The 25,390-nt window shown below is 31.0% G+C and carries 24 protein-coding genes; 11 read left to right on the top strand and 13 right to left on the bottom strand.

The window, feature by feature from the left end; genetic code table 11:
• Positions 1 to 120: 120 nt before the first annotated feature.
• Positions 121 to 1,782, top strand: a complete 1,662-nt coding sequence (pafA, locus tag CW733_RS08425; protein ID WP_100996777.1) for an alkaline phosphatase PafA — start codon at positions 121 to 123, stop codon at positions 1,780 to 1,782.
• Between the two features lie 360 nt (positions 1,783 to 2,142).
• On the opposite strand, the gene CW733_RS08420 is transcribed toward pafA, so the two are convergent.
• The 6 genes from CW733_RS08420 to rsfS form a co-directional block, all read right to left on the bottom strand.
• Positions 2,143 to 2,409 (bottom strand): acyl-CoA-binding protein, encoded by a 267-nt coding sequence (locus CW733_RS08420; protein WP_100996776.1) that lies wholly within the window; start codon positions 2,407 to 2,409, stop codon positions 2,143 to 2,145.
• A 1-nt stretch (position 2,410) separates the two neighbouring features.
• Entirely contained in the window at positions 2,411 to 3,061 is a 651-nt protein-coding gene (locus tag CW733_RS08415) for a phosphatidylserine decarboxylase family protein (RefSeq protein ID WP_100996775.1), read from the bottom strand.
• Positions 3,051 to 3,872 carry a phosphatidate cytidylyltransferase gene (locus CW733_RS08410; RefSeq protein WP_100996774.1) on the bottom strand — a complete coding sequence of 274 codons (822 nt, stop codon included), beginning with the start codon at positions 3,870 to 3,872 and terminating at the stop codon, positions 3,051 to 3,053. Before CW733_RS08410 ends, CW733_RS08415 begins: the two co-directional genes overlap by 11 nt.
• A 3-nt stretch (positions 3,873 to 3,875) precedes the next feature.
• Positions 3,876 to 4,481, bottom strand: a complete 606-nt coding sequence (locus CW733_RS08405) for an LUD domain-containing protein (protein WP_100996773.1) — start codon at positions 4,479 to 4,481, stop codon at positions 3,876 to 3,878.
• 110 nt (positions 4,482 to 4,591) lie between these two features.
• Positions 4,592 to 6,568, bottom strand: coding sequence for an ATP-dependent zinc metalloprotease FtsH (gene ftsH, locus CW733_RS08400; RefSeq protein ID WP_100996772.1), 1,977 nt, complete (start codon positions 6,566 to 6,568; stop codon positions 4,592 to 4,594).
• 8 nt (positions 6,569 to 6,576) lie between these two features.
• The gene (gene rsfS / locus CW733_RS08395; protein WP_100996771.1) at positions 6,577 to 6,948 is read right to left on the bottom strand and encodes a ribosome silencing factor; all 372 of its coding nucleotides are present in this window, start codon (positions 6,946 to 6,948) and stop codon (positions 6,577 to 6,579) included.
• A 106-nt stretch (positions 6,949 to 7,054) separates the two neighbouring features.
• Here rsfS and CW733_RS08390 point away from each other — a divergent pair, with 106 nt between their 5' ends.
• Positions 7,055 to 7,786, top strand: a complete 732-nt coding sequence (locus tag CW733_RS08390; RefSeq protein ID WP_100996770.1) for a biotin--[acetyl-CoA-carboxylase] ligase — start codon at positions 7,055 to 7,057, stop codon at positions 7,784 to 7,786.
• Between the two features lie 14 nt (positions 7,787 to 7,800).
• Here CW733_RS08390 and CW733_RS08385 read toward each other — a convergent pair whose 3' ends face one another.
• Both CW733_RS08385 and pyrE read right to left on the bottom strand, forming a co-directional pair.
• Complete coding sequence (locus tag CW733_RS08385) at positions 7,801 to 8,196, bottom strand: orotate phosphoribosyltransferase (RefSeq protein ID WP_100996769.1); 396 nt, start codon at positions 8,194 to 8,196, stop codon at positions 7,801 to 7,803.
• Between the two features lie 64 nt (positions 8,197 to 8,260).
• Positions 8,261 to 8,905 carry an orotate phosphoribosyltransferase gene (pyrE, locus tag CW733_RS08380; protein WP_100996768.1) on the bottom strand — a complete coding sequence of 215 codons (645 nt, stop codon included), beginning with the start codon at positions 8,903 to 8,905 and terminating at the stop codon, positions 8,261 to 8,263.
• A 132-nt stretch (positions 8,906 to 9,037) separates the two neighbouring features.
• Between pyrE and CW733_RS08375 the strand changes: the two genes are divergently transcribed.
• Both CW733_RS08375 and CW733_RS08370 read left to right on the top strand, forming a co-directional pair.
• On the top strand, positions 9,038 to 9,619 hold the full coding sequence (locus CW733_RS08375; RefSeq protein WP_100996767.1) for an NUDIX hydrolase: 582 nt from the start codon (positions 9,038 to 9,040) through the stop codon (positions 9,617 to 9,619).
• 174 nt (positions 9,620 to 9,793) lie between these two features.
• On the top strand, positions 9,794 to 12,052 hold the full coding sequence (locus tag CW733_RS08370; RefSeq protein ID WP_100996766.1) for a T9SS type A sorting domain-containing protein: 2,259 nt from the start codon (positions 9,794 to 9,796) through the stop codon (positions 12,050 to 12,052).
• A 61-nt stretch (positions 12,053 to 12,113) separates the two neighbouring features.
• Here CW733_RS08370 and CW733_RS08365 read toward each other — a convergent pair whose 3' ends face one another.
• Positions 12,114 to 13,847 (bottom strand): M14 family metallopeptidase, encoded by a 1,734-nt coding sequence (locus CW733_RS08365; RefSeq protein ID WP_100996765.1) that lies wholly within the window; start codon positions 13,845 to 13,847, stop codon positions 12,114 to 12,116.
• Between the two features lie 98 nt (positions 13,848 to 13,945).
• On the opposite strand from CW733_RS08365, the gene CW733_RS08360 reads away from it, so the two are divergent.
• Together CW733_RS08360 and CW733_RS08355 are read left to right on the top strand one after the other, a co-directional pair.
• Positions 13,946 to 15,607, top strand: coding sequence for a SulP family inorganic anion transporter (locus CW733_RS08360; protein WP_100996764.1), 1,662 nt, complete (start codon positions 13,946 to 13,948; stop codon positions 15,605 to 15,607).
• Positions 15,608 to 15,701: 94 nt separating this feature from the next.
• A complete protein-coding gene (locus CW733_RS08355; RefSeq protein ID WP_100996763.1) occupies positions 15,702 to 17,882 on the top strand; it encodes an ATP-binding protein in 2,181 nt (726 codons plus the stop codon).
• A 2-nt stretch (positions 17,883 to 17,884) separates the two neighbouring features.
• Here CW733_RS08355 and coaD read toward each other — a convergent pair whose 3' ends face one another.
• Entirely contained in the window at positions 17,885 to 18,343 is a 459-nt protein-coding gene (gene coaD, locus CW733_RS08350; protein ID WP_100996762.1) for a pantetheine-phosphate adenylyltransferase, read from the bottom strand.
• 18 nt (positions 18,344 to 18,361) lie between these two features.
• Positions 18,362 to 19,336 carry a D-alanine--D-alanine ligase gene (locus CW733_RS08345; protein WP_100998744.1) on the bottom strand — a complete coding sequence of 325 codons (975 nt, stop codon included), beginning with the start codon at positions 19,334 to 19,336 and terminating at the stop codon, positions 18,362 to 18,364.
• Positions 19,337 to 19,593: 257 nt separating this feature from the next.
• On the opposite strand from CW733_RS08345, the gene CW733_RS08340 reads away from it, so the two are divergent.
• From CW733_RS08340 to yaaA, 3 genes are all read left to right on the top strand, one after another.
• Complete coding sequence (locus CW733_RS08340; RefSeq protein ID WP_100996761.1) at positions 19,594 to 20,151, top strand: PASTA domain-containing protein; 558 nt, start codon at positions 19,594 to 19,596, stop codon at positions 20,149 to 20,151.
• Positions 20,152 to 20,158: 7 nt separating this feature from the next.
• On the top strand, positions 20,159 to 21,205 hold the full coding sequence (locus tag CW733_RS08335; protein ID WP_100996760.1) for an RluA family pseudouridine synthase: 1,047 nt from the start codon (positions 20,159 to 20,161) through the stop codon (positions 21,203 to 21,205).
• A gap of 181 nt (positions 21,206 to 21,386) precedes the next feature.
• Positions 21,387 to 22,145, top strand: coding sequence for a peroxide stress protein YaaA (yaaA, locus tag CW733_RS08330; RefSeq protein ID WP_100996759.1), 759 nt, complete (start codon positions 21,387 to 21,389; stop codon positions 22,143 to 22,145).
• 150 nt (positions 22,146 to 22,295) lie between these two features.
• On the opposite strand, the gene CW733_RS08325 is transcribed toward yaaA, so the two are convergent.
• The gene (locus CW733_RS08325) at positions 22,296 to 22,427 is read right to left on the bottom strand and encodes a 30S ribosomal protein THX (protein WP_100996758.1); all 132 of its coding nucleotides are present in this window, start codon (positions 22,425 to 22,427) and stop codon (positions 22,296 to 22,298) included.
• Between the two features lie 87 nt (positions 22,428 to 22,514).
• On the opposite strand from CW733_RS08325, the gene CW733_RS08320 reads away from it, so the two are divergent.
• Complete coding sequence (locus CW733_RS08320; protein ID WP_100996757.1) at positions 22,515 to 23,237, top strand: tetratricopeptide repeat protein; 723 nt, start codon at positions 22,515 to 22,517, stop codon at positions 23,235 to 23,237.
• A 123-nt stretch (positions 23,238 to 23,360) separates the two neighbouring features.
• Entirely contained in the window at positions 23,361 to 24,083 is a 723-nt protein-coding gene (locus tag CW733_RS08315; RefSeq protein ID WP_100996756.1) for a uracil-DNA glycosylase family protein, read from the top strand.
• Between the two features lies 1 nt (position 24,084).
• Here CW733_RS08315 and CW733_RS08310 read toward each other — a convergent pair whose 3' ends face one another.
• Entirely contained in the window at positions 24,085 to 25,344 is a 1,260-nt protein-coding gene (locus CW733_RS08310; protein ID WP_100996755.1) for a carboxypeptidase-like regulatory domain-containing protein, read from the bottom strand.
• Positions 25,345 to 25,390: the final 46 nt, after the last annotated feature.

Raw genomic sequence — 25,390 nt, 5'->3', positions numbered from 1 at the left:
AACCAATTTTATATATAATTGAATAATATATTTACATAGATGTAAGTGTATTTAACGATAATTTTAAATTAAGACATTTAAAATAGTTTATTTTTGTAATGAAAAACAAAAGTACAAACCATGAGATTTTTATCAAGTATATTTTTATTATTATTCTTTTTCAATTGCACAACGCAAAAAAATGTAATAGAATCTAAAATTGAAAACGAGGTTGTTTTAAACGCTAGACCTAAATTGGTAGTTGGTATTGTTGTGGACCAAATGAGGTACGATTACTTAACACGTTTTTATAGTAAGTATGGAAATGATGGTTTTAAACGTTTAATTAATGATGGCTTTAATTGTAAAAATAACCATTATAATTACGTGCCTACTTATACAGGACCAGGTCATGCTTCAATTTTCACAGGAACTTCACCAAAAAATCATGGAATAATTGCAAATTATTGGTATGATAAATTTAGTAAAGAAACTGTGTATTGTGCAGGAGATTCTAATGTATTAGCTATTGGAAGTGATGCTGAAGCAGAACGTATGTCACCACATAGAATGAAAACAACCACCTTTGCAGATGAGAATAGATTATTCACACAAATGCGAGGAAAAACTATTGGTATTTCTATAAAAGATCGTGGTGCAATTTTACCAGCTGGTCACTCTGCAAATGCTGCATATTGGTTTAGAGGAAGAGATGAAGGGAGTTTTATTACTTCTTCTTATTATATGAATAGCTTACCAAAATGGGTTAGTGAGTTTAATGCTTCAAATACTGCCGAAAGCTATTTACGCGAATGGAATACATTCTACAATATTGATACATATACAGAAAGTGGAAGTGATTTAAATGCTTTTGAAGGTGGTTTTAAAGGTAAAGAAACCGCTACTTTTCCATATGATTTAGCCGTTTTAAAAGATACAAATAAAGGGTTCGATATTCTTAAAGCAACACCTTTTGGAAATAGTATTGTTGCTGATTTTGCAATAAAAGCGATTGCAGGAGAGCAGTTAGGAAAAGATAATATAACAGATGTTTTAACGGTTAGTTTTTCTAGTCCAGATTATGTTGGTCATAATTTTGGAGTAAACTCCAAGGAAATTGAAGATACTTATATTCGTTTAGATAAAGATTTAGAGCGTTTATTTAACGCTTTAGACACAGAAGTAGGAGTAGGAGAATACACTGTGTTTTTAACTGCAGATCATGGAGCAGTAGAAGTGCCAGCATATTTGCAAAGTGCTAAAATACCTGCAGGTTATTTTAATAAAGATGAATTTAAAAAGGACTTAAATACCTTTTTGGTTAAAGAATTTGCAGCTTCAGATTTAATTGAGAGTATTAGTAACGATCAAATATTTTTAGATAAATCACGCTTAAAGCAATTAAATTTAAATTTAAAAGATGTGCAATATGCGATTGTAAATGAAGTAATAAATTACAAGCATATCGATAAGGTATATTCTTCTGAAACTATGCAAAACGCAGCGTTTTCTACAGGAATAGAAGCTTTATTACAAAATGGTTACCATCAAAAACGTTCTGGAGATATTATATTAGTTAAAGATCCAGCAGTAATTAGTTATAGCAAAACAGGTTCTACGCATGGTTCTGGTTCTACTTTCGATACACACGTTCCATTATTATTTTATGGTAATGGTATTAAAAAAGGAAGCACATTAACTAAAACTGAAATAACAGACATTGCGCCAACAATTTCAGCTTTATTAGGAATAAGCTTTCCGAATGGAGCTACAGGAAATGTGTTAGGGTTTGTAATAGATTAGAGGATTTATTCTCGTTTTTTAGAAGCAAAGCCATAATATTATTAGAACGGAGTTTAGAATGTCTTAAGACGCTTTAAACTCCGTTCTAATTGTATTTAATTTCTTTAGAAATACTAAATACAATTACAATAAAATTGATACTAAAAAGTAGTATTACAAATCTAATCAGTATCATTTTTTAGAAGAATAACCTTGAGAGAATTCCCAATTCTCTTGGTTTTTCATGGATGTTTATGCTCTATAAGTATAAAGTGATTTTGTTTCTTTTAGAGGAAATCTATAGGTGATAATTTTAATAAATACAATACCACTTAAAGATATAATAGATTTATTAAATGCTTTAAAATATTTTTCGCGTGTTTACTTTCTATAAATAAAGTAATTATTAACCAATTCTATATAAGTCTGTTTTGCTTCATCATTCGTAATTCCTCGAATTTGAAAAAGCGCATTGGTTTTAAAGGCATTAATAATAGGTGTACGACTACTAGGTCTTTCGTAGTTATTGGTTGCCTTTTTAAAGTAAGCGTATAGGCGAAGAAGGAAGTCTGCAGGAAAAGGTTCTGTATGGGCGTTTACACGCTCTACAGCTTCATTAAATGCGATATTTATTTCCTCAGAAGTCATTTTACAATTCGGCAATTATGCTTTCGCCTCCTTTTACTTTATCGTTTAAATTTACTTTAATTTTAGTGTCTAAAGGTAAGTATAGATCTACTCTAGAACCAAATTTTATAAAACCAGAGTCGCTACCTTGTATAGCATCGTCACCTACCTTCGCGTAATTTACAATACGTTTTGCCAGTGCTCCAGCAATTTGTCTATATAATACTTTTCCGTAAGTTTCACTCTCTACAACAACAGTTGTACGTTCGTTTTCTTCACTAGCTTTAGGATGCCAAGCAACTAGATATTTTCCTGGATGGTATTTGCTAAATAACACTTTACCATTTATTGGATAGCGTGTTACATGTACATTTAAAGGAGACATAAAAACACTTACTTGCAATCTCTTTTCTTTAAAGTATTCTTTTTCAAAAACTTCTTCAATTACAACCACTTTACCATCTACAGGTGAAAGCACATGATTGTCATTGTTTACAGTGTTACGTTTTGGGTTTCTAAAGAACTGAAGTATTAAATATAGAAATACAGCTAACGTTACAAATAGTAAGTATTTAAGCCATGGAATACTTATAAAGTAATCTACAGCCAAATAGGATGCAACTATAATAATAAAAGTAATAGCAATAATTTTATGGCCTTCTTTATGAAACATAGTGTAGGATTCTTAAAAATAAATATATAAATGGTGCAGCAAAGATAATACTATCAAAACGGTCTAACAAACCACCATGACCTGGCATAATTACGCCACTATCTTTTACTTTTGCTTGGCGTTTAAATTTAGACTCTATTAAGTCTCCAATTGTACCAATAACACTAATAATTACGGCCAAAATTAGCCAATTACTAAAATTTAAAGTTTCTGTATAAGTGGCAATAAAATAACTTGCAATACAGGTGAATAATAAGCCACCAAGAAAGCCTTCTACAGTCTTTTTAGGTGAAATACTAGGGAATAACTTCTGCTTACCAAAGTTCTTTCCAACTAAATATGCGAAAGAATCATTAACCCAAACAAGAATGAAAGAACCTAATAAAAGTTTAGGAGTAAAAGCATGATTAAAGTTTGCAATTAATATTAAAAACACAAAAGCGCTAGAAATATAGAAGGTTGTTAATATAAAACGCTTTGTACTAAATAGCGGAATTTCTTTCTCTGAAAACAAATCTTTAATTAACAGTAGTTGAACAAATATGGTTATGACTTGTAGTATTTGAGTGGCCTCGTTTAATCCTTCCGAAGAATTCATTAGCAACTGCCAATACCCAAATATAAAATACAGTATTGTAAATACAATGTAAGGAACAAAGCTTTTTAAATTAATAAGTTTTTTAAATTCAGCTATGGCAATAATGCCAAAAATAAAAAATAGAATTATTAATGCATGCTGATTTAATAACGATGCAACGAGCAACGAGATAAAAAGTATTCCAGAAAGTGCTCTAGTAATAGTTTCTTTCATTAATTATAAATCTTCAAGAAGCAGCAAATATAGGTTTTTTGAAGCACTACCATAGGTTAAAAAGTCTTTTTCCTCAAGATCTTTAAAGTGTTTAATTGTAGTGATGTTAGTTGGTATTTTTTGCGCATTCTTGTTTTTAATTTGGCGAAGTCCTTCTCCAATATTTGTAACAATCTGGCTTGTAGTAGCAAAGACTATAAAATTGTTAGGAAATTCGATTAGCTTAGATTCTGCAATTTGAAGAGAAGATATAAGTAAAGAACCATCGTTAGCAATTAAATTCTCGCAAGTTGTAAAAAAGTAGGTAGCATCCTTTAAGCTCTCGGTTTTTAGATTTAGGCTTTTAAAACGCTCTTTTAGATTTTTATCGTAAAAATAACCAGGTTTATCTGTCCAATTATTTTCTTTAAAAATGAGATTTGTATTTTCAAAGACTTCATCTAGATTTTCGCAATATAAAAACTTACCACCATTAGCTTTAAAGTTTATAGTAAAACTCTCGTCTATTGGTAATTTAATTTGAGGCATGTGTTTACCTCTGTTATCGCTACTAGTCTCCTTTTTCTCTTTATCGGATTTAGAACGAAAAATGTTTTTAAAAATGCTCATTTATGTATTGCTATTAACCGAAACCTTTAGGCCAATTACCAAATATAAAAAATCTCAAACTAACATAAGCGTTAATTTGAGATTTTAAGACTATTTTATAATTTAGGAGTCTATTCTTCTTCCTTTTTTTCTTCTTTGTTATCTGTTGTAAGTTTTTCAGAAGGCTTCTCTGCAATAGGCTCAAAAGGACGTTTTCCTAAAATTTCTTCTAGATCATCCTTAAAAATAACTTCTCTTTCCATAAGTCTCTGTGCTAATTTCTCTAGCACATCGCGTTTGGATGTTAATAATTCTAAAGCACGATCGTATTGTGTTTCAACGATATTCTTTATTTCATTATCAATAAGCTCTGCAGTACTTTCGCTATAAGGTTTTACAAAACCGCTTTCTCCAGCAGGGTCGTAATATGTAATGTTTCCAACTTTTTCGTTTAAGCCATAAATCATAACCATAGCTTTCGCCTTTTTGGTTACATTTTCTAAATCGCTTAATGCACCTGTAGATATTTCATTAAAGATTATTCTTTCGGCAGCACGTCCACCCATAGTTACACAAATTTCATCTAAAAATTTGCTTGTTCTAGTAATGTAAGCTTCTTGAGGTAAATACCAAGCAGCACCTAAAGAGCGTCCACGTGGTACAATTGTTACTTTTACTAAAGGATCTGCATGTTCTAAGAACCAACTTACAGTTGCATGTCCAGCTTCGTGGTATGCAATTGTTTTCTTTTCTTCAACAGAGAAAAGGTGACTTCTTTTTTCTAATCCACCAATAATACGATCGACTGCGTCTAAAAAGTCTTGTTTGTCAACTGCTTTTTTATTGTTTCTTGCAGCAATTAATGCCGCTTCGTTACATAAATTAGCAATATCTGCACCAGAAAAACCAGGTGTTTGTTTTGCTAAGAAATCTACTTCTAAACCTTCAACTTTTTTAAGAGGCCTTAAATGGACTTCAAAAATGGCACGTCTTTCTGTTAAGTTTGGCAAATCTACATGTATTTGTCTATCAAAACGTCCAGCACGCATTAATGCTTTATCTAAAATATCTGCTCTATTTGTTGCAGCTAATACAATAACATTTGTATTTGTACCAAAACCATCCATCTCTGTTAGTAGTTGGTTTAATGTGTTTTCACGTTCATCGTTACTTCCTGACATTGCATTTTTTCCTCTTGCTCTACCAATAGCATCAATTTCATCTATAAAAATAATAGCAGGAGATTTCTCTTTTGCTTGTTTAAATAAATCTCTAACACGAGAAGCTCCAACACCAACAAACATTTCAACAAAATCTGATCCAGATAATGAGAAAAAAGGTACTTTTGCCTCACCTGCAACAGCTTTAGCTAATAATGTTTTACCTGTTCCGGGAGGTCCAACTAATAAAGCTCCTTTAGGAATTTTACCACCTAAAGAGGTGTATTTTTCCGGATTTTTAAGGAAGTCTACAATCTCTTGTACTTCTTCTTTTGCACCTTCTAAACCTGCAACATCTTTAAAAGATGTTTTTACTTTAGTATTCTCATCGAATAGCTTGGCTTTAGATTTTCCTATATTAAAAATCTGTCCACCAGCTCCTCCACCAGCTCCTCCAGACATTCTTTTCATTATAAATAACCAAACACCAATTAATAATATGAATGGCAATAGGCTGAAAAGTAAATCTGCTAAAACATTTTCTTCTCTGTCGTTATCGTACTTTGTAGTAAGATTGTTGTCGTCGATAATTTGAGTGTATTTGTTTTCAAAATTACTTAAATCACCATATTGAAAAATATAGTTAGGTATTTCTGTAGATCCTAGTTTAAAACCTGTTGAAATAGATTTAGCGTGCTTCTTTAATTTTGCGGCATCATCTGTAAGGTAAACCTTTACATATCCTGTGTTTTTAATAATATCAAAACGATCAATTTCACCATCTTTTAGAGTTTGAAAGAACTCTATTGGTGTTATTTTTTTATTATCGTTAGTATCACTACTACCAAAAACTTGAAAAGCGATTAACGCAATTAAAAGCGCTCCAGAAATCCAATATGGATTAAACTTAGGTTTTTTAGGAGCTTGAGGTTTTTTATTTTCTGCCATGTATAGGTTTAAAATTTAGATTCGATAATTGTAGTTTTGGCATCTCCCCAAAGACTTTCAATATCATAATATTCGCGAATATGCTTCTGGAAAACATGAACAACAACGTTTACATAATCCATTAAAATCCATTCTGCATTGTCTTGACCTTCAATATGCCAAGGCTTATCTTTAAGTTGTTTGCTTACTTTTTTCTGTATTGAACCTACGATAGCATTAACTTGAGTATTAGAGGTTCCTTCGCAAATTATAAAATAATCGCAAACAGTATTTTCAATCTCTCTTAGGTCTAGAATAATTGTCTCTTGTCCTTTTACATCTTCAATCCCACTAATAATTGTTGCTATTAGTGTATCTATATTTGCTTGTTTTTTAGTCATTAATCAAATTTAATTTGTGCAAAGTTATTATTTTTTGGTTCTTTATACTTTAAAATTATTATAAAGATTTGTTATAAAAATTTAACCACGAAGATAACCAATTTATATGCGTATAATCAAACTTGATGCCATCGATTCTACAAATACTTTTCTTAAAGAAATTAGTAGTGTAGAGACGCTTGAAGATTTCACAGTAGTTGTGGCAAAGCAACAGACCAAAGGTCGTGGACAAATGGGGAAGCAATGGCAAGCTAAAGCAGGTGAAAACCTTACCTTTAGTGTGTTTAAACGCATTAAAGGATTAACGTTTTCTAATCAATTTTACCTTAGTATTGTTACTTCTCTTGCGTTATATAAAACATTGAAATTCTATAATGTGCCAAATTTATTTGTAAAATGGCCTAACGACATTTTGTCAGCGAACAAAAAAATAGCAGGCGTTTTAATTGAGAATGTTGTAAAACAAAATCGATTAGAATATTCTATTATTGGTATTGGCTTAAATGTTAATCAAACAGAGTTTAATAACTTAAGTAGTGCTACTTCAATAAAAAACAGCAACGGTAAAACTTTTAATTTAGATGAAGTGCTCCATAAGTTTCTAACCGAGTTTAAAATTGCCTATAAAATATTAGAATCTGGAGCTTTTGAAGCGTTAAAGGTAGATTATGAATCTAAACTCTTTAGGAAAAATAAACCTTCAACATTTAAAAATGCTGAAGGCGATTTGTTTTCTGGTTTTATAAAGGGTATTTCTTCTAGTGGAAATTTAGTACTCCTACTAGAGGATGAAATTATTGAAGAATTTACTTTAAATGAAATTACTTTATTATATTAAAAGAATCTATTGTTTTAAACTGCGCTAACCATGTTTGTAGCCAAAGTATCAATAAATTTACTTATGGGCTTTTTAATCATCATAGCCATCATTGCATTAAATTCACCTTCAAAATTAAGTTTAACTTCGCTTGTGTTACTGTCTATTTCTGTAATGCTTGCTATTAAAGAAAAATCTAGTTTGCCACCTGCGGCTCCAAGTATTATTTTGCTATGAGGTACCGTTTCTTTCTTCTTAAGTACAATCTCTGGCATACCTTTTAAAGCAAAAAGAAATTTGTCTTCACCAAGGAGTTCAAATTTACTTATTGTTTCTGGCATAAGTGTTTCAAAGTTTTTAACGTCGCTTAAAAAATTGAAAGTATCTTCAGTAGATTTTTCTATGGTTACTTTTTGTGATTCTAAATTCATAATAGGGTAGTATATATTTATTCTTTTATAATAGCTAAAATAGCCTTTTTTATGTATTTAGATATCAAGAAGCATTCCATTCGCTTGGATTACTGTTCCAAGCAGATAAAGTTTCTAATTGATCCTCTTTTATATAGTTTGTTTCGGCAGCTTCTATAAGTAGGTTGTCGTAATTGCTTAAGGTTTGTAATTGTATGTCCTCTTTTTCAAAGTTCGCTTTAGCAATATCAAAGCCGTAAGTAAAAATAGCAACCATGCCTTTTACATTTACATTCGCTTCTTTTAATGCTTTTACAGCGTTAAGACTACTTTTTCCTGTGCTTATTAAATCTTCAACTACAACAACATTTTGTCCGCTTTCAATAAAACCTTCAATTTGGTTTTGGCGACCATGACCTTTTGCTTCTGGTCTTACATATATAAAAGGTAGCCCTAAATATTCGGCAACTAGTATTCCAATACCAATTGCTCCTGTTGCAACACCTGCAATTGCATCTGGTTTTCCATAATGTTGCTCAATAAATTTAGCCATTTCTTCACGAACATAATTTCTTACTGGAGGAAATGATAGAATAATACGATTGTCGCAGTAAATTGGTGATTTCCATCCAGAAGCCCAAGTAAATGGCTCTTTAGGGCTTAATTTAATAGCATTAATTTGTAATAATACCTTAGCGGCTTGCCTTGCAATGTGTTTGTCGAAAATCATAGGTGCAAAAATAAACAATAATTTAATTTTATAGGCTTACTTATAAAGCTAAAAAATATTTTTTTAAGAGGTGCGTAACTAAAATAAAAATAATATTTTTACCAAAGCTAACTATTCGCTAGACTCCAAACTATGTATTACATTTTTGTTAACGATAAGCCAATCATTTTAACAACCTTAGTTGAAAAGGAAACCGACTTTAAAAACTTCCTTTTAAAGGATGTCGATATGGAACAGGCTTTAAAAGTTTTAAAGAAGAAAAAAATAAAATCGGTTAGGTTTATACATCATAACGAAAAGAGTATTTTAAAAAAGTTTTTAAAAAAACTACCTAATGTAATTGCTGGTGGAGGAAAGGTATATAATAAGGACAAAGAGATATTGTTTATCTACCGAAACAATAAATGGGATTTGCCAAAAGGTAAAGCCGAAAAAAAAGAATCTATCGAAGATACAGCACTTCGTGAAGTAGAAGAGGAAACTGGTGTTTCGGGATTAAAAATTGTGAAGCCTTTAGAAACAACATATCATATTTTTAAAAGAAACGATAAGTTGAGAATTAAAATTACGTATTGGTTTGAAATGACAACCGATTTTAATGGCGAATTATTTCCTCAAGAAGATGAAGGTATTACTAAAGTGGAATGGCTAAATAGTGAAAAATCAAAACAAGCTTTAACAAATTCTTATTCCAATATTAGAAAGTTAGTTTAGACGCTTTTTTAGCCTAGAAAAGGCTAATTTTTTTTTAAGAAGTTTCACACTACATTCTTAGTAATACATTTTTACCTTTCATAGACGATTATTGTATTTTGACTAAAATATTCTACAATTCCAAACGGTTTTTTATATTTTTCGGGGCTATTACTAATTAAAAATTAATTAATCATGAAAAAAGAATTACCTATTAAGCTCCCTCAGCCTAAAGGGATACTGAACCTTTTAATGCTATTTGCATTGTGTTTTTCAATACAATCTTATGCAACAACTATCGAAACATTAGAGTCTAGAGAAGATACTTATTGTGGCAATATTTCTGGCTTTGAATTTTCTAATGGAAGTTCATCTACAGCAATCCAATATGGAGCTGAGTACCTTATGTCAGATTTGCCAAACAACTTTTATGTAGACCTTATTGTATCTGGTTACTCGGAAAGTGCAAGTTTTAAATTAAAAAATAAAGATACAGGACAAACTTATAATATTGGCGAAAACACTTTACCTTATACAGCACCAGGAGGAAATGGAGCATGGTTTTATGGAACAGGTGAATTTGAGTTAGAAGCTAAAATTTTTAAATATAATAATTGTTATGGATCGTATTGTGATAAAGAAAAAATTAAATTTACGATTACAAATAATCCTCCATGTGGCACTATTTCAGGATTCGAATTCTCAAATGGAAATTCTTCCGTAGCAATAGTTGAAGGCGGAGAGTACTCTTTAGACCAATTGCCAACTAATTTTTATACAGATATTATTGTTGATGGTTTTTCAGAGAGTGCAAGTATCAAGGTTAAAAACTTAAATACAGGACAGCAATATACAATTGGTGAAAATTATTTACCTTATACTTTTCCTGGAGGAAATGGAGCTTGGAACTTACCTGCTGCAGAATATGAAATTGAAGCTAAGATTTTTAAATATAGCAATTGCGCTGGATCATATTGTGATAAAGATAAAATTAAATTTACTATAACAAATACACCATCTTGTGGAGAAATTGACGGCTTATCATTCTCTAACGGAACTAATACAGTTGCTATTGCAAATGGAGGAAGTTATGATGTAGCTTCTTTACCTTATAATTTTTATGTAGATGTTGTAGTGTCTGGAATGACAGAAAGTGCTTCTCATAAAATAACGAACTTAGATACTGGTGAAGTTTTTACAAATGGTACGAGTTCACTTCCTTATACTTATCCAAGTGGAAATCAAGCATGGAATTTAGGAACTGGTACTTTTCAATTTTATTCTGAAATATTTAAGTACGATAACTGTGCAGGAACAAGATGTGATCACATTTGTTACACTTTTACTCTTTTCGAGCAAAACTGTGGAGATATAACAGAATTTCAATTCTCAAATGGAACAGAAAATATTACAATTGAAGATGGAAATACTTACCATGTTAACAATTTACCATCTAATTTTTATATAGACGCAATTGTTAGTGGTGTATCTGAAAGTGTGAGACTTGATGTTGAGAACCAAGATACAAACGAAGAATACTCTATAATTGAAAACTATATTCCATATACTTTTCCAGCAGGAAATGGTGAATGGGACTTAGGGTTAGGTACTTTTGAAGTGAAAGCATCAATGTTTAGTGGTAATTATTGTAATAGTACACTTTGCGATGAAAAGACGATTACATTTACAATTACAGAAGGAGATACTTTATGTGAAGCCAATTCTGGAACTACAACATTAGATAATAATGGTATTATTTCTATTATTGACTTAAATTCTTCAGTAACTGTTAATATAGCTTTAGGTCAAGACACAGTTGTGCCAGAAGGATATAATACCGCTATACTTTTATCTAGAACAGGCCCAGGTAATAATAGCGTAATCGAGCAGTATAAGGTGTCTAGTAATTTTTTCTTTTTTAGTAATGGATATAATTCTATAGGTTCTTATAAAATACATTCATTAGTTTATAATGCAGCGTCTTTAAACTTAAATTCTATTTCGTTAGGTAATACTACAATTACAGATGTTGCAAATACAATAACTACTAATGGTGTTTGTGCGTCGTTTGATGAAGTTGGAGTGCCATTCTCTATTGTTGCACCACCACCTAGAACTGTAGTAACAACATTAACAGATGTTAAGCCTGTAAAAGGTGAAACTCCTGTTTCTGAAACAGAAGCGCTACCAAGTACAGAGAATAGCGTAGATATTAAATTATATCCTAATCCAGTAGTAGATAACTTAAATGTTGAGTTATTATTATTAGACGTAGAGGTTATGAACTATAATATGATCGACTTAAACGGAAGACAGGTGCTTCAAGGTTCTTTCGATAACTCTACTTTTGGTAAAACAAGCGTAGATGTTAAAGGATTAGTTAATGGTTTATATATAATTACATTTAGATCTAACTTTAGAACTTTTAGTAAAAAATTTCAAGTTAATCACTAATATAATTAATTAGTTAAATTTTAAAAGACCACTACAATTGTAGTGGTCTTTTTGTTTGTTATTAGTTCAATACTCTATAAACAGGATATTGTAAATGTGCTTTTTCGTAGTTTTCACTATGTTTATGCAGCCAATCTAATTGCGCATACCAACTTTTAGCAAAGTCTTCTTCTGTGTTTTTTTTTGCTTCAAATTTAGCTTTTAATATGTCATCTTTATTTAATATTTCTAAAGCTTTGTCTTCCCAAACATATGCAGAGAAACCTTCTTTTTGCTGTAAAATAGTATCGAAAAAATTCCAATTAAAAAATGAATCTGCAGCCTGAGGTTCTAAAGTTTCTAGTATATATCTAAAACTTGGTTGATTTGTTTCAATTATATAATCTCCTTTTTTGAACGTTATTGTTTTTTCTTCGGAAGAAACGGAAGTATTGAAATGAAGGTAGTGTCCTTCGTACGGAGTTTTATTACTTTTATAATCTTCAATTCTATAACTTTCTACAGTTAGTGTAGAGTCTTTTTTTAGCTGAAACATTTCGGTGCTATTCAACTTTAATAAGTCGATAATAGTATACCAACCTTTTGGAATAATATATGCCTTCGGGATTATTACTTTAACATCTGGTTTAAAGTAATTCTGGTAATTAACTACTTTTTCAAAGGGCTTCTGCTGATTGTATTTTAGACGGTCTTTTCCAGTAATCTCACTAGTTATCACTTCTCCTTCATAACCTTTAAAGTTTAGAGTAGACTGTTTTAATGTGTCTATTGTCCAGTTTAAAGTGTAAGTCTTTTGTGAAATAAAATTGGTGTTAGCTTCTTTACGAAGTTGCTTTATCTTTTCGCTATCTCTTTCAATTATTTCTATCATGCTTTTAATTAACTCATAAGTACCTTCAACACGTTGCTTATAAGGTTTAAGCATGTGTGTTTCTACCATCATTCCTAAAGCGTTAAATAGTGTTGTGTAGCCTGTAGAGTAACGAGGAGAATCTTTAAATTGAGAAAATCCGTTATCTGGAATTTTGTTGTAAACATTTACATAAGGAGTGATATCCCATTTTTTTGCTGCTAGTTTTTGCTCTAGATTTGGCATCATTTCAGTATGTATGTATTTACCTAAATCTCCACCAAGTTTATTGTGTTGTGTAAATAAATGTGTTAAAGTATATTGATAATCTGCGCCATTACTAACATGGTTATCTATAAATACATCTGGTTTTACTAAATGAAATATTTTCGCAAAAGATTTAGCGTTTTTAGTATCACATTTAATAAAGTCTCTGTTTAAATCGTAATTTCTAGCATTGCCTCTAAAGCCATACTCTTTTGGTCCATTTTGGTTTGTTCTTGAAGTAGAGTTTCTATTTAAACTACCTCCAATATTATAAATAGGAATAGTAACTAAAACGGTGTTTTTAGGTGCTTCAATTTTGCCTTGCGCAATATCTCTATAGAGCATCATCGTGGCATCAATTCCATCACTCTCACCAGGATGAATACCATTATTTATTAAAAGAATACGTTTGTTTTTTCTTATTTCTGAAAAATCAAAGTTTTTGTCTATATTAAATGTAACAACATGAAGTGGTTTTCCAGAATCTGTTTCTCCTATAGAGTCAATAGAGATAGAAGCATATTCTTGAGATAGAGCTCTGTAATATGTAATAGTTTCGGCATAAGTTGCAGTTTCTAGTCCATTAGACTTTTCGAAAACAGTTGTAAGATCAAAATTAGTTTTAATATCACAACTAAAACTAAAAATAACGAGTAGGAGTATAAGTATTTTCTTCATTTTAAATTATTTAATAATACAGAATGAAACAAATATAAGAATTGCAAGTTTGTGTATCTATTAATTAAACGTACTTTTGCGGCTTCAAAAAATAGATAATGACTGAGTTTATAAGAAAGATAGTGCCAAATGCAAAAGATGATGTTTTAGCCGGAATAACCGTGTCTTTAGCAATGATACCAGAGGTGGTGGCTTTTGCTTTTGTTGCGCAAATAGATCCATTGATGGCTTTGTCTGGTGCATTTATTATAGGATTAATTACTGCTGTTTTTGGAGGTAGGCCAGGTTTAATTTCTGGTGCTGCTGGAGCTGTTGCTGTAATTTTTGTTACTATGATTGCAGATGGTCACACAAAAGGTATGTTAATGGACATGCCAATTGAGAATATGGGTTTTTTCTACCTTATGGCTTGTGTGGTGTTAATGGGAATCATTCAAATTTTTGCTGGTGTTTTTAAATTAGGACGCTTTGTACGTTTAATTCCACATCCAGTAATGATGGGTTTTGTAAACGGTTTATCTATCGTCATTTTTATGGCACAAGTGAAAATGTTTTCGCATAAATCGTTACAAGTTTCAGATGCAGGAGTAAAAGAGTATATAAGTACTTATATGCAAGGTTCAGAATTATATATCATGATTGGTTTAGTGTTATTAACCATGGCAATAATTTGGGGATTACCAAAAATCACTAAAAAAATACCTGCTGCATTAACAGCTATTTTAATAACCAGTCTTATTGTAATTGGTTTTAACATGGATGTTTCTACTGTTGGATCTTATATTGTTGAAGGAGGAGGAACTGGTTTAAAAGGTGAGTTTCCAACACCAAACATGGAGCTTTGGGAAAAGCTACCATTTAATTTAGATACTCTTAAATTTATTGCTTTACCTGCATTTTTAGCAGCTTCGGTAGGTTTAATAGAATCGTTAATGACTATGAATTTAGTCGATGAGTTAACCGAAACAAGAGGAAACGGAAATAGAGAATGTGTTGCACAAGGAGCAGGAAACATTGTTTCTGGTTTATTTGGAGGAACAGGTGGTTGTGGTATGATTGGTCAAACTGTAATTAATGTAAATGCTGGAGGACGCGGACGCTTATCTGGAATAATGATGGCTGTTACTTTATTATCGTTTATACTGTTTGCAGATAAGTTAATAGAAATGGTGCCAATAGCAGCTTTAGTAGGTGTAATGTTTATGATGGTTATTGAAACTTTCGCATGGTCTAGTTTTAGAATTTTAAAGAAAATACCAATGTCTGACGCTATCGTGCTTATTACAGTGTCTTTAGTTACAGTATTTGTAGATTTAGCAGTTGCAGTTTTTGTTGGTGTAATAATTTCAGCTTTAGTATTTGCTTGGGAGAATGCTAAGAAAATTAGAGCAAGAAAACGCGTGAAAGAGGATGGAACTAAGGTTTACGAAATTTGGGGACCATTATTTTTTGGAAGTATTCAAGCCTTTAACGATAAGTTTGATGTTAAAACTGATCCAGAAAATATTGAAATAGATTTTGTAGAATCTCGTATAAGTGATCATTCTGCAATTGAAGCTATTTTTAATTTAGTAGGAAAATATGAAGCTGAAGGTAAAAATATAAAACTTAAGCATTTAAGCGAGGATTGTAAAATATTACTATACAAGTCGAGCCCTAAATTTAGAGAGGTCATAGTTGAAGCTATAGACGACCCAAGGTACCATTTAGCTGCTAATCCAGAGCAGTTTCCTAAGCCTTTATCTGAATATAAACTATAAATTCACAATTCAAAAAAGAGCAATAAATACGATAAAGAGCTATTTAATAACGATTAAGCGCTTTGTTGTTCTATTGTTTTTTATCTTGCGAGATATGAAAACGTACCTAATAAAGTGTTATTACTTTAGTTTGGTTGCTGTCTTTAGTTTAACATGCTCAGTTTATGGGCAACAGGAACCTGATCTTTCTAAATATATGTATGCTGAAGTTGATAGAGCTTTCGAGCTCAATCAACGTACTAAATACGGTGAAGCTATTGAGATTAGTAGCAAGGTGTTAGAGTATGCTAACAATGTAAAAGACGATTATCTTAAAGCTAGAGCATATGGTAACATAGGGACTTCGCACTATTATATGAATAACGAATCTTTAAGTTTTACTTATTTATTTAAGTCTAAAGATTTATCCATAAAACTAAGAGACACTTCTCAAATAATAATAGGCTATAATAACCTTGGAGTCAACTATAGAGCTTATGGAAAATTAAAGGAGTCTAATATATATTTCAAAAAGTCTTTAAATCTTGCAGAGTTAAGTAACGCTCAAGAAGAACTAGTATATCCTTTATACAATATTGGGGTTAATTTAATTGAAAAAGAAGACCCATTGCTTAGAGATTATAAAGAGAGCTATGATTATCTTACAAGAGCAGAAGTTTTGGCTCACAAATATTATGAAGATAAAGCTATTCTAGGTGAGATTTTTGAGGTTCTAAGTTATGTGCACCATAAACTTGGAAATAAGAAACAGTCGTTAGATTATTATCATGAAGCTTTAGAGTTTACACAAAAGTACAATTATTTAGAAGTTAAAGCAGAGGCTTATTCTACAAGAGCTCTTATAAACGTTGAGAACAAAGATTTTGAGAAAGCTTACTATGCATTAGATGAGTATATTACAACTACAGATTCTGTCTATTCAATAAAAGAATTTGAGAAAGCCAAACAAATTGAGGCTAATAATTTCTTAAAAGAGAATGAACTTAAATTAGAACTTGTAGAAAAAGAAAAGAGATTACAAACTCTAGATATCGAAAGGACTAGAACTTTTAATGGCGTTTTAATATTTTTTACTTCAATTTTATTACTCTTAGGTTTTTGGATTTACAAAAAAAACAAACAATTAAAGTTGGCTAAAAATAAAGCCGAAAATTTATCTAAGGTAAAAAGTGATTTTTATTCAGAAATTAGCCATGAACTTCGTACTCCATTGTATGCAGTTATTGAGCTGTCTGGATTATTGCTAAAAGAAAATGTAAGTGTAGAGCATAAAGAATATATAGAGTCTCTTCGGTTTTCTGGAAACCATTTAATGTCTTTAATAAACAATGTATTAGAGCTTAATAAGGTGGAGTCTGGCAAAATGAAAATTCAACAAATAGAGTTTGATTTAAAAAATCTTGTATCTAATATTATTGAGAGTTTAGAATATGCGTTAAGTGATAGTAATAATACTATAAGTTTTAAGTACGACGAAAACATCCCTAAATCATTAACAGGAGACTCTTTAAAAGTATCTCAAATACTTATAAATCTAATTTCAAACGCTATTAAATTCACTAATAATGGGCACATAGAAATTGAAATTGATAGATTAAAAGATGTTGAGGAGGACGAAGTTACATTAGCCTTTAAAATTGTAGATAATGGGTCTGGTATTTCTGAAGAAATGCAAAGTCAAGTATTTGAAGATTTTTATCAAGAGCATTCTAAAAATGGAAAATCGTATAAAGGAACAGGTTTAGGTCTATCTATTGTTAAGCGCCTATTAACAGTTATGGGAAGTGATATAAATGTTATAAGTAAAGAAAATGAAGGCTCTACTTTCTTTTTCGAGCTTAAATTTAAAATCACTGAAATTGATAGTTTACCTATTATTATATACAAAAGCCAGCTAGAATATATTAAAAACAAGAACTTTTTAATTGTAGATGATAATAAGATAAATCAATTAGTAACTCGTAAAGTGCTCGATCATTTAAATATCAAATCTAAAGCAGTGGATTCAGGTGCTAAGGCAATAGAAATAATTAAAGAAGAAGAATTTGATTGTATTTTAATGGATATACATATGCCAGAACTAGATGGTTATGAAACCACGAAACTAATTAGAGAGTTTAATAATGAAGTGGCAATTGTAGCTTTAACAGCTGCAACAAAATACGAAGTTGAAGTTAAAGCTAATATGCATGGTATGGATGACTATGTATTGAAGCCTTTTATAACTAAAGATTTTGTAGAAACTATCACAAAAGCAATGCATGCAAGGCAATAAGTTTATTTTTTAACTCTTACGCTATTTGGTACTAGTTTAGTGTAATCACCATTATTTCTAATTACTTCTCTAACAATAGAAGAGGAGATGTAACTTGTGCTTGCAGCAGTTAATAGAAATACCGTTTCTATAGGAGCTAAATCTCTATTGGTATGTGCAATGGCTTTTTCAAACTCAAAATCTGCAGGATTCCTTAAGCCACGAAGAATAAATTCTATTCCTAATTCTTGACAAAAATGTACAGTTAAACCTTTATAACTTACTACTTTTATTTTTGGCTCGTCTTTAAAGGCTTCTTTTATAAAATCCATACGTTCTTCTAAAGAGAACATGTATTTTTTTGCAGAATTTACACCTATGGCAACTATAACTTCATCAAACAAAGTAACACCTCGTTTAATAATATCGTAGTGTCCAGAAGTTATAGGATCGAAAGATCCTGGGAATAGTGCTTTTCTCATACGATAAAATTACAATTTTTATTTCAAAGCCTCCTCAATAGCACTCTCAAATAATTCAGACATTGTAATTCCAGCTTCTGCAGCCTGTTGTGGCAAAATGCTTTCGTTGGTTAAACCAGGAACAGTATTCACTTCTAATAAGTGAGGCTCTCCATCTTTAAAAATAAACTCGCTTCTAGAGAAGCCTTTCATTTTTAAAACATCGTAAACCTTTTTGGCAAGACTATTTACTTTGTCTTCTTGTATTTTAGTAATTCTTGCAGGTGTTATTTCTTGAGACTTACCAAGATATTTAGCTTCGTAATCGAAAAAGTCGTTTTCGCTTACAATCTCAGTAATAGGTAATACTTTCGTTTTCCCTTTATAGGTAATTACACCAACAGAAACTTCTGTTCCGTCTAGAAAAGATTCTATAATAATCTCATCGTCTTCTTTAAAAGAATCATCTATTGCAGCTTGTAATGCTTCTTTTTTATGCACTTTAGAAATCCCAAAACTACTACCAGCTTTGTTAGCTTTTACAAAACAAGGTAAACCTACTTTGGCAATAATTTCATCTTCATTTATAGTGTCGCCTAAATTAAGGTAATAACTTTCAGCAGTTAAAATACCATAAGGTTTTAGTACACTCAAGCAATCACGCTTATTAAAAGTTAATGCAGCTTGATAAGCATTACAACTTGTTTGTGGTATACCAATAAGCTCAAAGTAAGACTGCATAAAACCATCCTCACCAGGAGAACCATGAATAGCATTAAAAACACAATCGAATGTAATCTTAGCTTCGTTTACTAAAACAGAAAAATCGTTTTTATCGATAGGAAACTCAGTATCATTATCATCTACATAAACCCATTTGTTTTTAAAGATGTGAATACAATAGGCATTATACTTTTCTTTGTCTAAATTATTGTAAACAACGTTTCCACTTTTTAAAGAAATTTGGTATTCGCTAGAATAACCACCCATTATTATGGCAATATTTTTTTTCATTAATGCTGAATTTATTTCAGTAACTTTAGTTTCCGCCTTTCGACTACGCTCAAGATAAACTTCAGCGGTAATCTTAAAACTGTTAAACTTCGTATAAATTATATAAAGCAAGCAATAAGCTTCAAATTTATTTGTTTAGCTAAAATATCATTTATTTTATAGCAAACGAAAACCTTTTTGTTTTTATATATTTGCATACCTTTTTAGTTGTGAAATTAACGATAAAGGTTTTAACTCTTTTTAATTAAAATCAAGCAATGAGTATTATTAAATTTCTAACGAGTAAAACGTTTTTTAAGCAACTTGGCTTAGCAATAGTTGCACTATTAATTTTATGCTTTATTATCTTTAAATGGCTTAATATTACTACTAATCATGGTAATTTTGAAACGGTTCCAAATTTAACAGGAAAGTCCATTGATGTTGCTAAAATTGAATTAGACGAGAATAACTTAGCTATGGAAATTCAAGATTCGGCAAATTTTAATCCAGACTATCCTAAATACTCTGTAATAGAGCAAGATCCTCCAGCTGGAGAAAATGTAAAAGAAAACAGAAAAATATACCTAACGCTAAATCCTTCAGGATATAGAAAAATTCCTGTGCCAAATATTATTAACCGTACTTTTCGTCAAGCAAGACCAACTTTAGAGTCTTTAAACTTTGAAATAGGAAAGAAAACATACGTAGATAATATTGGTAAAGACGAAGTATTAAGCTTAAGATTTGAAGGCAAGGTTTTAAAACCTGGGACTTTACTACCAAAACACTCTAAAATAGATGTTGTTTTAGGAAATGGTAATCGTCCTAACTAAATTATAAATGGATAAATATACACCACAATTACCAGAGCAAAACGAAGCTGGAGAAACGCGTTACGAGCATTTTTCATTTATTGCAGATAAAGGGCAATCGCCTTTACGTATCGATAAATGGTTAATGAATAAAGTAGAGAATGCAACTAGAAATAAAATTCAAGAGTCTGCAAAAGAAGGAAATATTTATGTAAACGACGTTCCTGTAAAATCTAACTATAAGGTTAAGCCAGAAGACAAAATTAGAGTACTATTAGCACATCCTCCTTTCGAGAATTTATTGGTTGGAGAAGATATGCCTTTGGATATCGTTTACGAAGACGAAACACTTTTAGTGGTTAATAAACCAGCAGGAATTGTAGTACATCCAGGACATGGAAACTACTCTGGGACTTTAATAAATGGGTTGATTTTTCATTTCGAAAATCTACCTAAGAATTCAAGCGATAGACCTGGTTTAGTACATAGAATAGATAAGGATACTAGTGGATTGTTAGTGGTTGCTAAAACCGAAAAAGCAATGGCACATTTATCTAAGCAATTTAAAGATAAAACTAGCGAACGCGAATACGTTGCTATTGTTTGGGGAAATATGAATGAAGACGAAGGTACCATAGAAGGTAACATTGGTCGTCATCCTAAAAACCGATTACAAAACACTGTGTTTTTCGACGATGATGCAGATAAAGGTAGGCACGCAGTAACGCACTATAAAGTTTTAGAGCGCTTAACCTATGTTACTTTAGTAGCATGTAAACTAGAAACTGGTAGAACACACCAAATTCGTGTACACATGAAACATATTGGACACACTTTATTTAACGATGAACGTTATGGAGGTGAGCGTATTCTAAAAGGAACAACCTTTACCAAATACAAGCAATTTGTAGACAACTGTTTTAAAATATTACCACGTCAAGCACTACACGCCAAAACCTTAGGTTTTATACACCCAGAAACGAACGAATTCATGAGTTTTGAAGCTCCAATACCTCAAGACATGCACGAGTGTATCGAGAAGTGGAGAGGTTATAGCACGCATTTAGAATCTTAGTTGGGCGTTACCTAAAGGTCAGGCTTTCAAGGCTCGCTATCAAAGATGAGCTCAAACAAACCTTTCAATCCTTAACGCGTCTCGCCTATAAACAACATTTATAATAGCATAGAACATTACATTTTATTAAATTGTAATGTTCAAAACGTAAATTGTAAATTCGTAGTAGAAAAAAGAATTTATGAAACTAGTATTGTCACCAGCAAAATCTTTAGATTTTGAAAGTAAATTGCCAACAGAAAAAACTACCGAAGCTCAGTTTTTAAGCCAGTCAGAGCGTATAAGTAAAGTGCTTAAAAAGAAATCTGCAAAAGCAATTTCAGAATTAATGCATGTTAGTGATGCTTTAGGGCAACTTAACTACGAGCGCAATCAAGAATGGCAATTACCATTTACAAAAGACAATGCAAGGCAAGCTGTTTATGCTTTTAGTGGCGATGTTTATAGAGGCTTAGACGCTTATACAATTTCAACAGATAAAATAGAAGTATTACAAGATAAAGTAAGAATCCTTTCAGGTTTATATGGTGTTTTAAAACCATTAGATTTAATGCAAGCGTATAGATTGGAAATGGGAACAAAATTACCAATCGCTACCAAAAAGAACCTTTACGAATTCTGGAAAAAAGATGTAGTAAAAGCATTAAACGAAGAATTAGAAGACGATGAGGTTTTTGTAAACTTAGCAAGTAAAGAATACTTTAAAGCTGTAGATACCAAAGCACTTAAAGTGCCAGTTGTAACTGTCGATTTTAAAGAATTTAAAGATGGTAAATATAAAATTGTAGCCTTCTATGCTAAATTAGCAAGAGGATTAATGGCTAGATATATTGTAGATACTAATGCGCAAACAATAAACGATTTAAAAGGGTTTACAACCGAAGGTTACGGTTTAAGCGATGAGTTGTCAACCGAAAACCATCTGGTTTTTACAAGATAAATTGCTTTGTTTAGTAGCTCCTTCCTTTAGTTAAAGGAAGGTGTGTTTTACTTCAGTAAAAATCGGGTGGTTTGAAGATAAAGGCGAAGCACTTTTTAAAACAAAGCGCTATAATTTTCACCAATTATTCATTAAAAGTAATACCACTAATTAAGGCTTAACCTTTTTATTAATTTCAATTTTGGTTTCTGGACGCACACGCTTTTTTATCCTTGGTCTTCTTGCTCCATAAGTTCCTCTGCTAATTTTTCCGCGTTTGGTCTTTTTATCTCCTCTTCCCATATAAATTATGTTATTGATTTTTCTTTAAGGTAATGATATTTTGAGGCTTTCTTTACTATATTTAGAACTTTAAACTAAATTTAACTAATGCTTTATTACTTAACAATCGCTTTACAAGGGTTTTGTATCTACCATTTAATAAAAAATAGAAGCCAATATTATTGGATTTTTCTAATCATATTCATTCCTATAATTGGCTCTATTATATATTTAATCACGCAAGTCTATAATAAGCGAGATGCTACTATTATTAAAGAAAATCTAACCTCAGTTTTAATACCAACAAAAAGGGTTAAAGACTTAGAGAAAAAGCTTCAGTTTTCTGAGACGTTTCAAAACAGATTGGATTTAGCAGATGTTTTTTTCGAAATGAAAGACTACAAAAATGCAATCACGCATTATGAAGTTGCTTTAAAAGATAAAAGTCAGAATAATTATTTCATTTTAGAAAACCTAATAACATCTTACTATAATTTAGAGGATTACAATAAAACTATCGCTTACGCGGAACAATTAAAAAATCACTCAGAATTTAATAAATCGAAATCAGAATTTATCTACGGATTAGCATTAGACAAAACAGGACAATCTGCAGCTGCCGAAAAACATTTAAAAGCTATAGATCAACGGTATTCTAATTATAGCGAACGTTTAGTGCTCGCTAAATTCTATATTAAAAAAGATAAAATCGAAGCTGCAAAAGAAATTCTAAACGAAATTTCAATTGAAGCGCAACACATGACAAAGTCAAACAAAAGCAAATACAGAACAACAATTAACGAGGTTGAGAAGCTACTAAAAACACTATAAGATTTCTAGTAAGTGTATTAGATGACGTCTTGTCATTCCTGCGAAGGCAGGAATCCACTTAAAAAAAACAAATGTTTAGCAAGAGAATAATTTAAAAAGATTCCTGCCTTCGCAGGAAATAATATGTTTCAACACAAACACCCATACCAACCATTCATTAAAAACGACACGACAAAATTAATTGTTGGTACTTTACCACCTCCAAGATTTACTACAGGAAACTTATTAGAAAAAGATGTGAATTTCTGTTATGGAAGTTATTATAACAGTTTATGGTTATTTATAGAGAAGATTCATAACCTTAATTTGCTTTACGATCATTCAAACGAAGCAATTAAGCAAAGACAAAATTTTTTAATTAAACACAAAATTGGTGTTTGCGATATTGTAGAAAGTTGCGAACGCGAGAAGGTTGATGCGTCAGATATTGGTATGCAAAATATTGAGCTTCGCGATGTTATTAGTTATATAAAACAATATCCAAGTATTGAAACTATTATATTTATTGGCGGAAAATCTAAAAACGGTCCAGAGTATTTCTTCAGAAAACATATAAAAGACTACAATATAAAGCTAGAATTGGTTTCAAACCAAACACCAAGAATTCATCAATTCGTCATTCCGAGCGAAGCGTGGGAATCTACTTTAATTGTGGAACATCAAAAACGTGAAACCGAGTCTTATCAAAGTGCATTACGCACAATTAAAACCGTATCACTTACATCTTCTTCTGGAGCGGCAAACATTTCTATAGGTAGCAATCCATTATACAAACAACTTAAGGCAAGTAATCCTAAATTTAATACGTTCGATTTTAGAGTACTTCAGTATAGCGAATATCTTTAAATTAAGATTTTTTCAACTGCTTACTAATTTTCTTGATAGCAGATTCTATAGATTTTTCGGGCTCAATAATATTATATTCTCCCCAAAACTCAGGATCAGTAAAACCAGAGGCTTCATCTGCTAAAATTGAATTAGTTTTTAATCGGTCTTTAGGCCTGTTAACAAAATTTACTGTGTTTTGGTCCCAATCTGTAATAGCCATTTCACTATGTAATGTATAGCGACTATTAAACAATCTATTCTCCCATTTTACCTTAAAAGTTAAAAGGATATTACTATAAGCAAAGTGCCATTTACCATCTCTAACTCTATAGTTTACGCGAAAGGCAGCTTCGGTAGGATATACAGTTGCTTTACGTGGTTTCTTTTTTACAAACAACTCACTGGATTCTAGTCTATTACTTACATTAAGATTATAGACAGCACTTGTTAAAGCATAATCTTCGGCATCAATATATAGCTTGCCATAATACATTGGTCTTGTAATATTTTCTTTTTGTATAAAACTCACAACAAAAACCAACTTGTTATTTATTTGGGTAGATTTATTAAAACTAAAATTATAATCTTTAATATCTTCGTTATTAAAAATATACTCAGGATATTTAATAATGTCTGTATGTAAAGCACTAAATGGACCACCTTGTAGCTTTAAAGTCAATGTGTCTAATCTAGAGTAATCAGTGTTTTTTCTTGCTTTAACTAGTTTAATAGCATCTTTTTTATTTGTTGTATAAGGTTGTTTGTAGATTTTTAAAACAGCTTCAGAAAGAGATGCGTTTTTATTTCGTTTTTTAATAGTTTCTCTATAGAAACTTGTCATTACAGTTTCTATATTTAAATAATTTTCAGCTTTAAGACTTAATGCTTGTATTACTAAAGTTTTTGCGTCTTTTGGAGCATTAACATCTACTTGAGCTAATACAGTTGCAGCAACAATTAATTTTATTTTAGTGTTCTCCTTTTTAAATTCTGAAAGCGGAATTTGTAACTTTTCATACCCTAAATAAGATACCAAAACAGCTTTGTCCAAATACTCGTTTGGGACTTTAAGAGAAAACTCTCCTTCGCTATTTGTTACTGTACTAATATTGGTGCCAATAACAATTAAATCTGCTAAACCTAATGCTTTATTAGAATCGGTATCAATAACTTTTCCTTTGTATTCTAGGTTGTTTTGCGCGAAGCAAATACATGATATTAGTAAAAAGAGAGAAGTAAGAATTTTTATTTTTAACGGACTAATAGTTAAGTTTTTCATAATTTAAAAAGTGTAAAAACATATTTTAAAGTTACTTAAACCTAAC

The sequence above is a fragment of the Lacinutrix sp. Bg11-31 genome (assembly GCF_002831665.1).
In the GTDB taxonomy this organism is placed as follows: Bacteria; Bacteroidota; Bacteroidia; order Flavobacteriales; family Flavobacteriaceae; genus Lacinutrix.
This window is presented reverse-complemented; position numbering and strand designations above follow the sequence as displayed.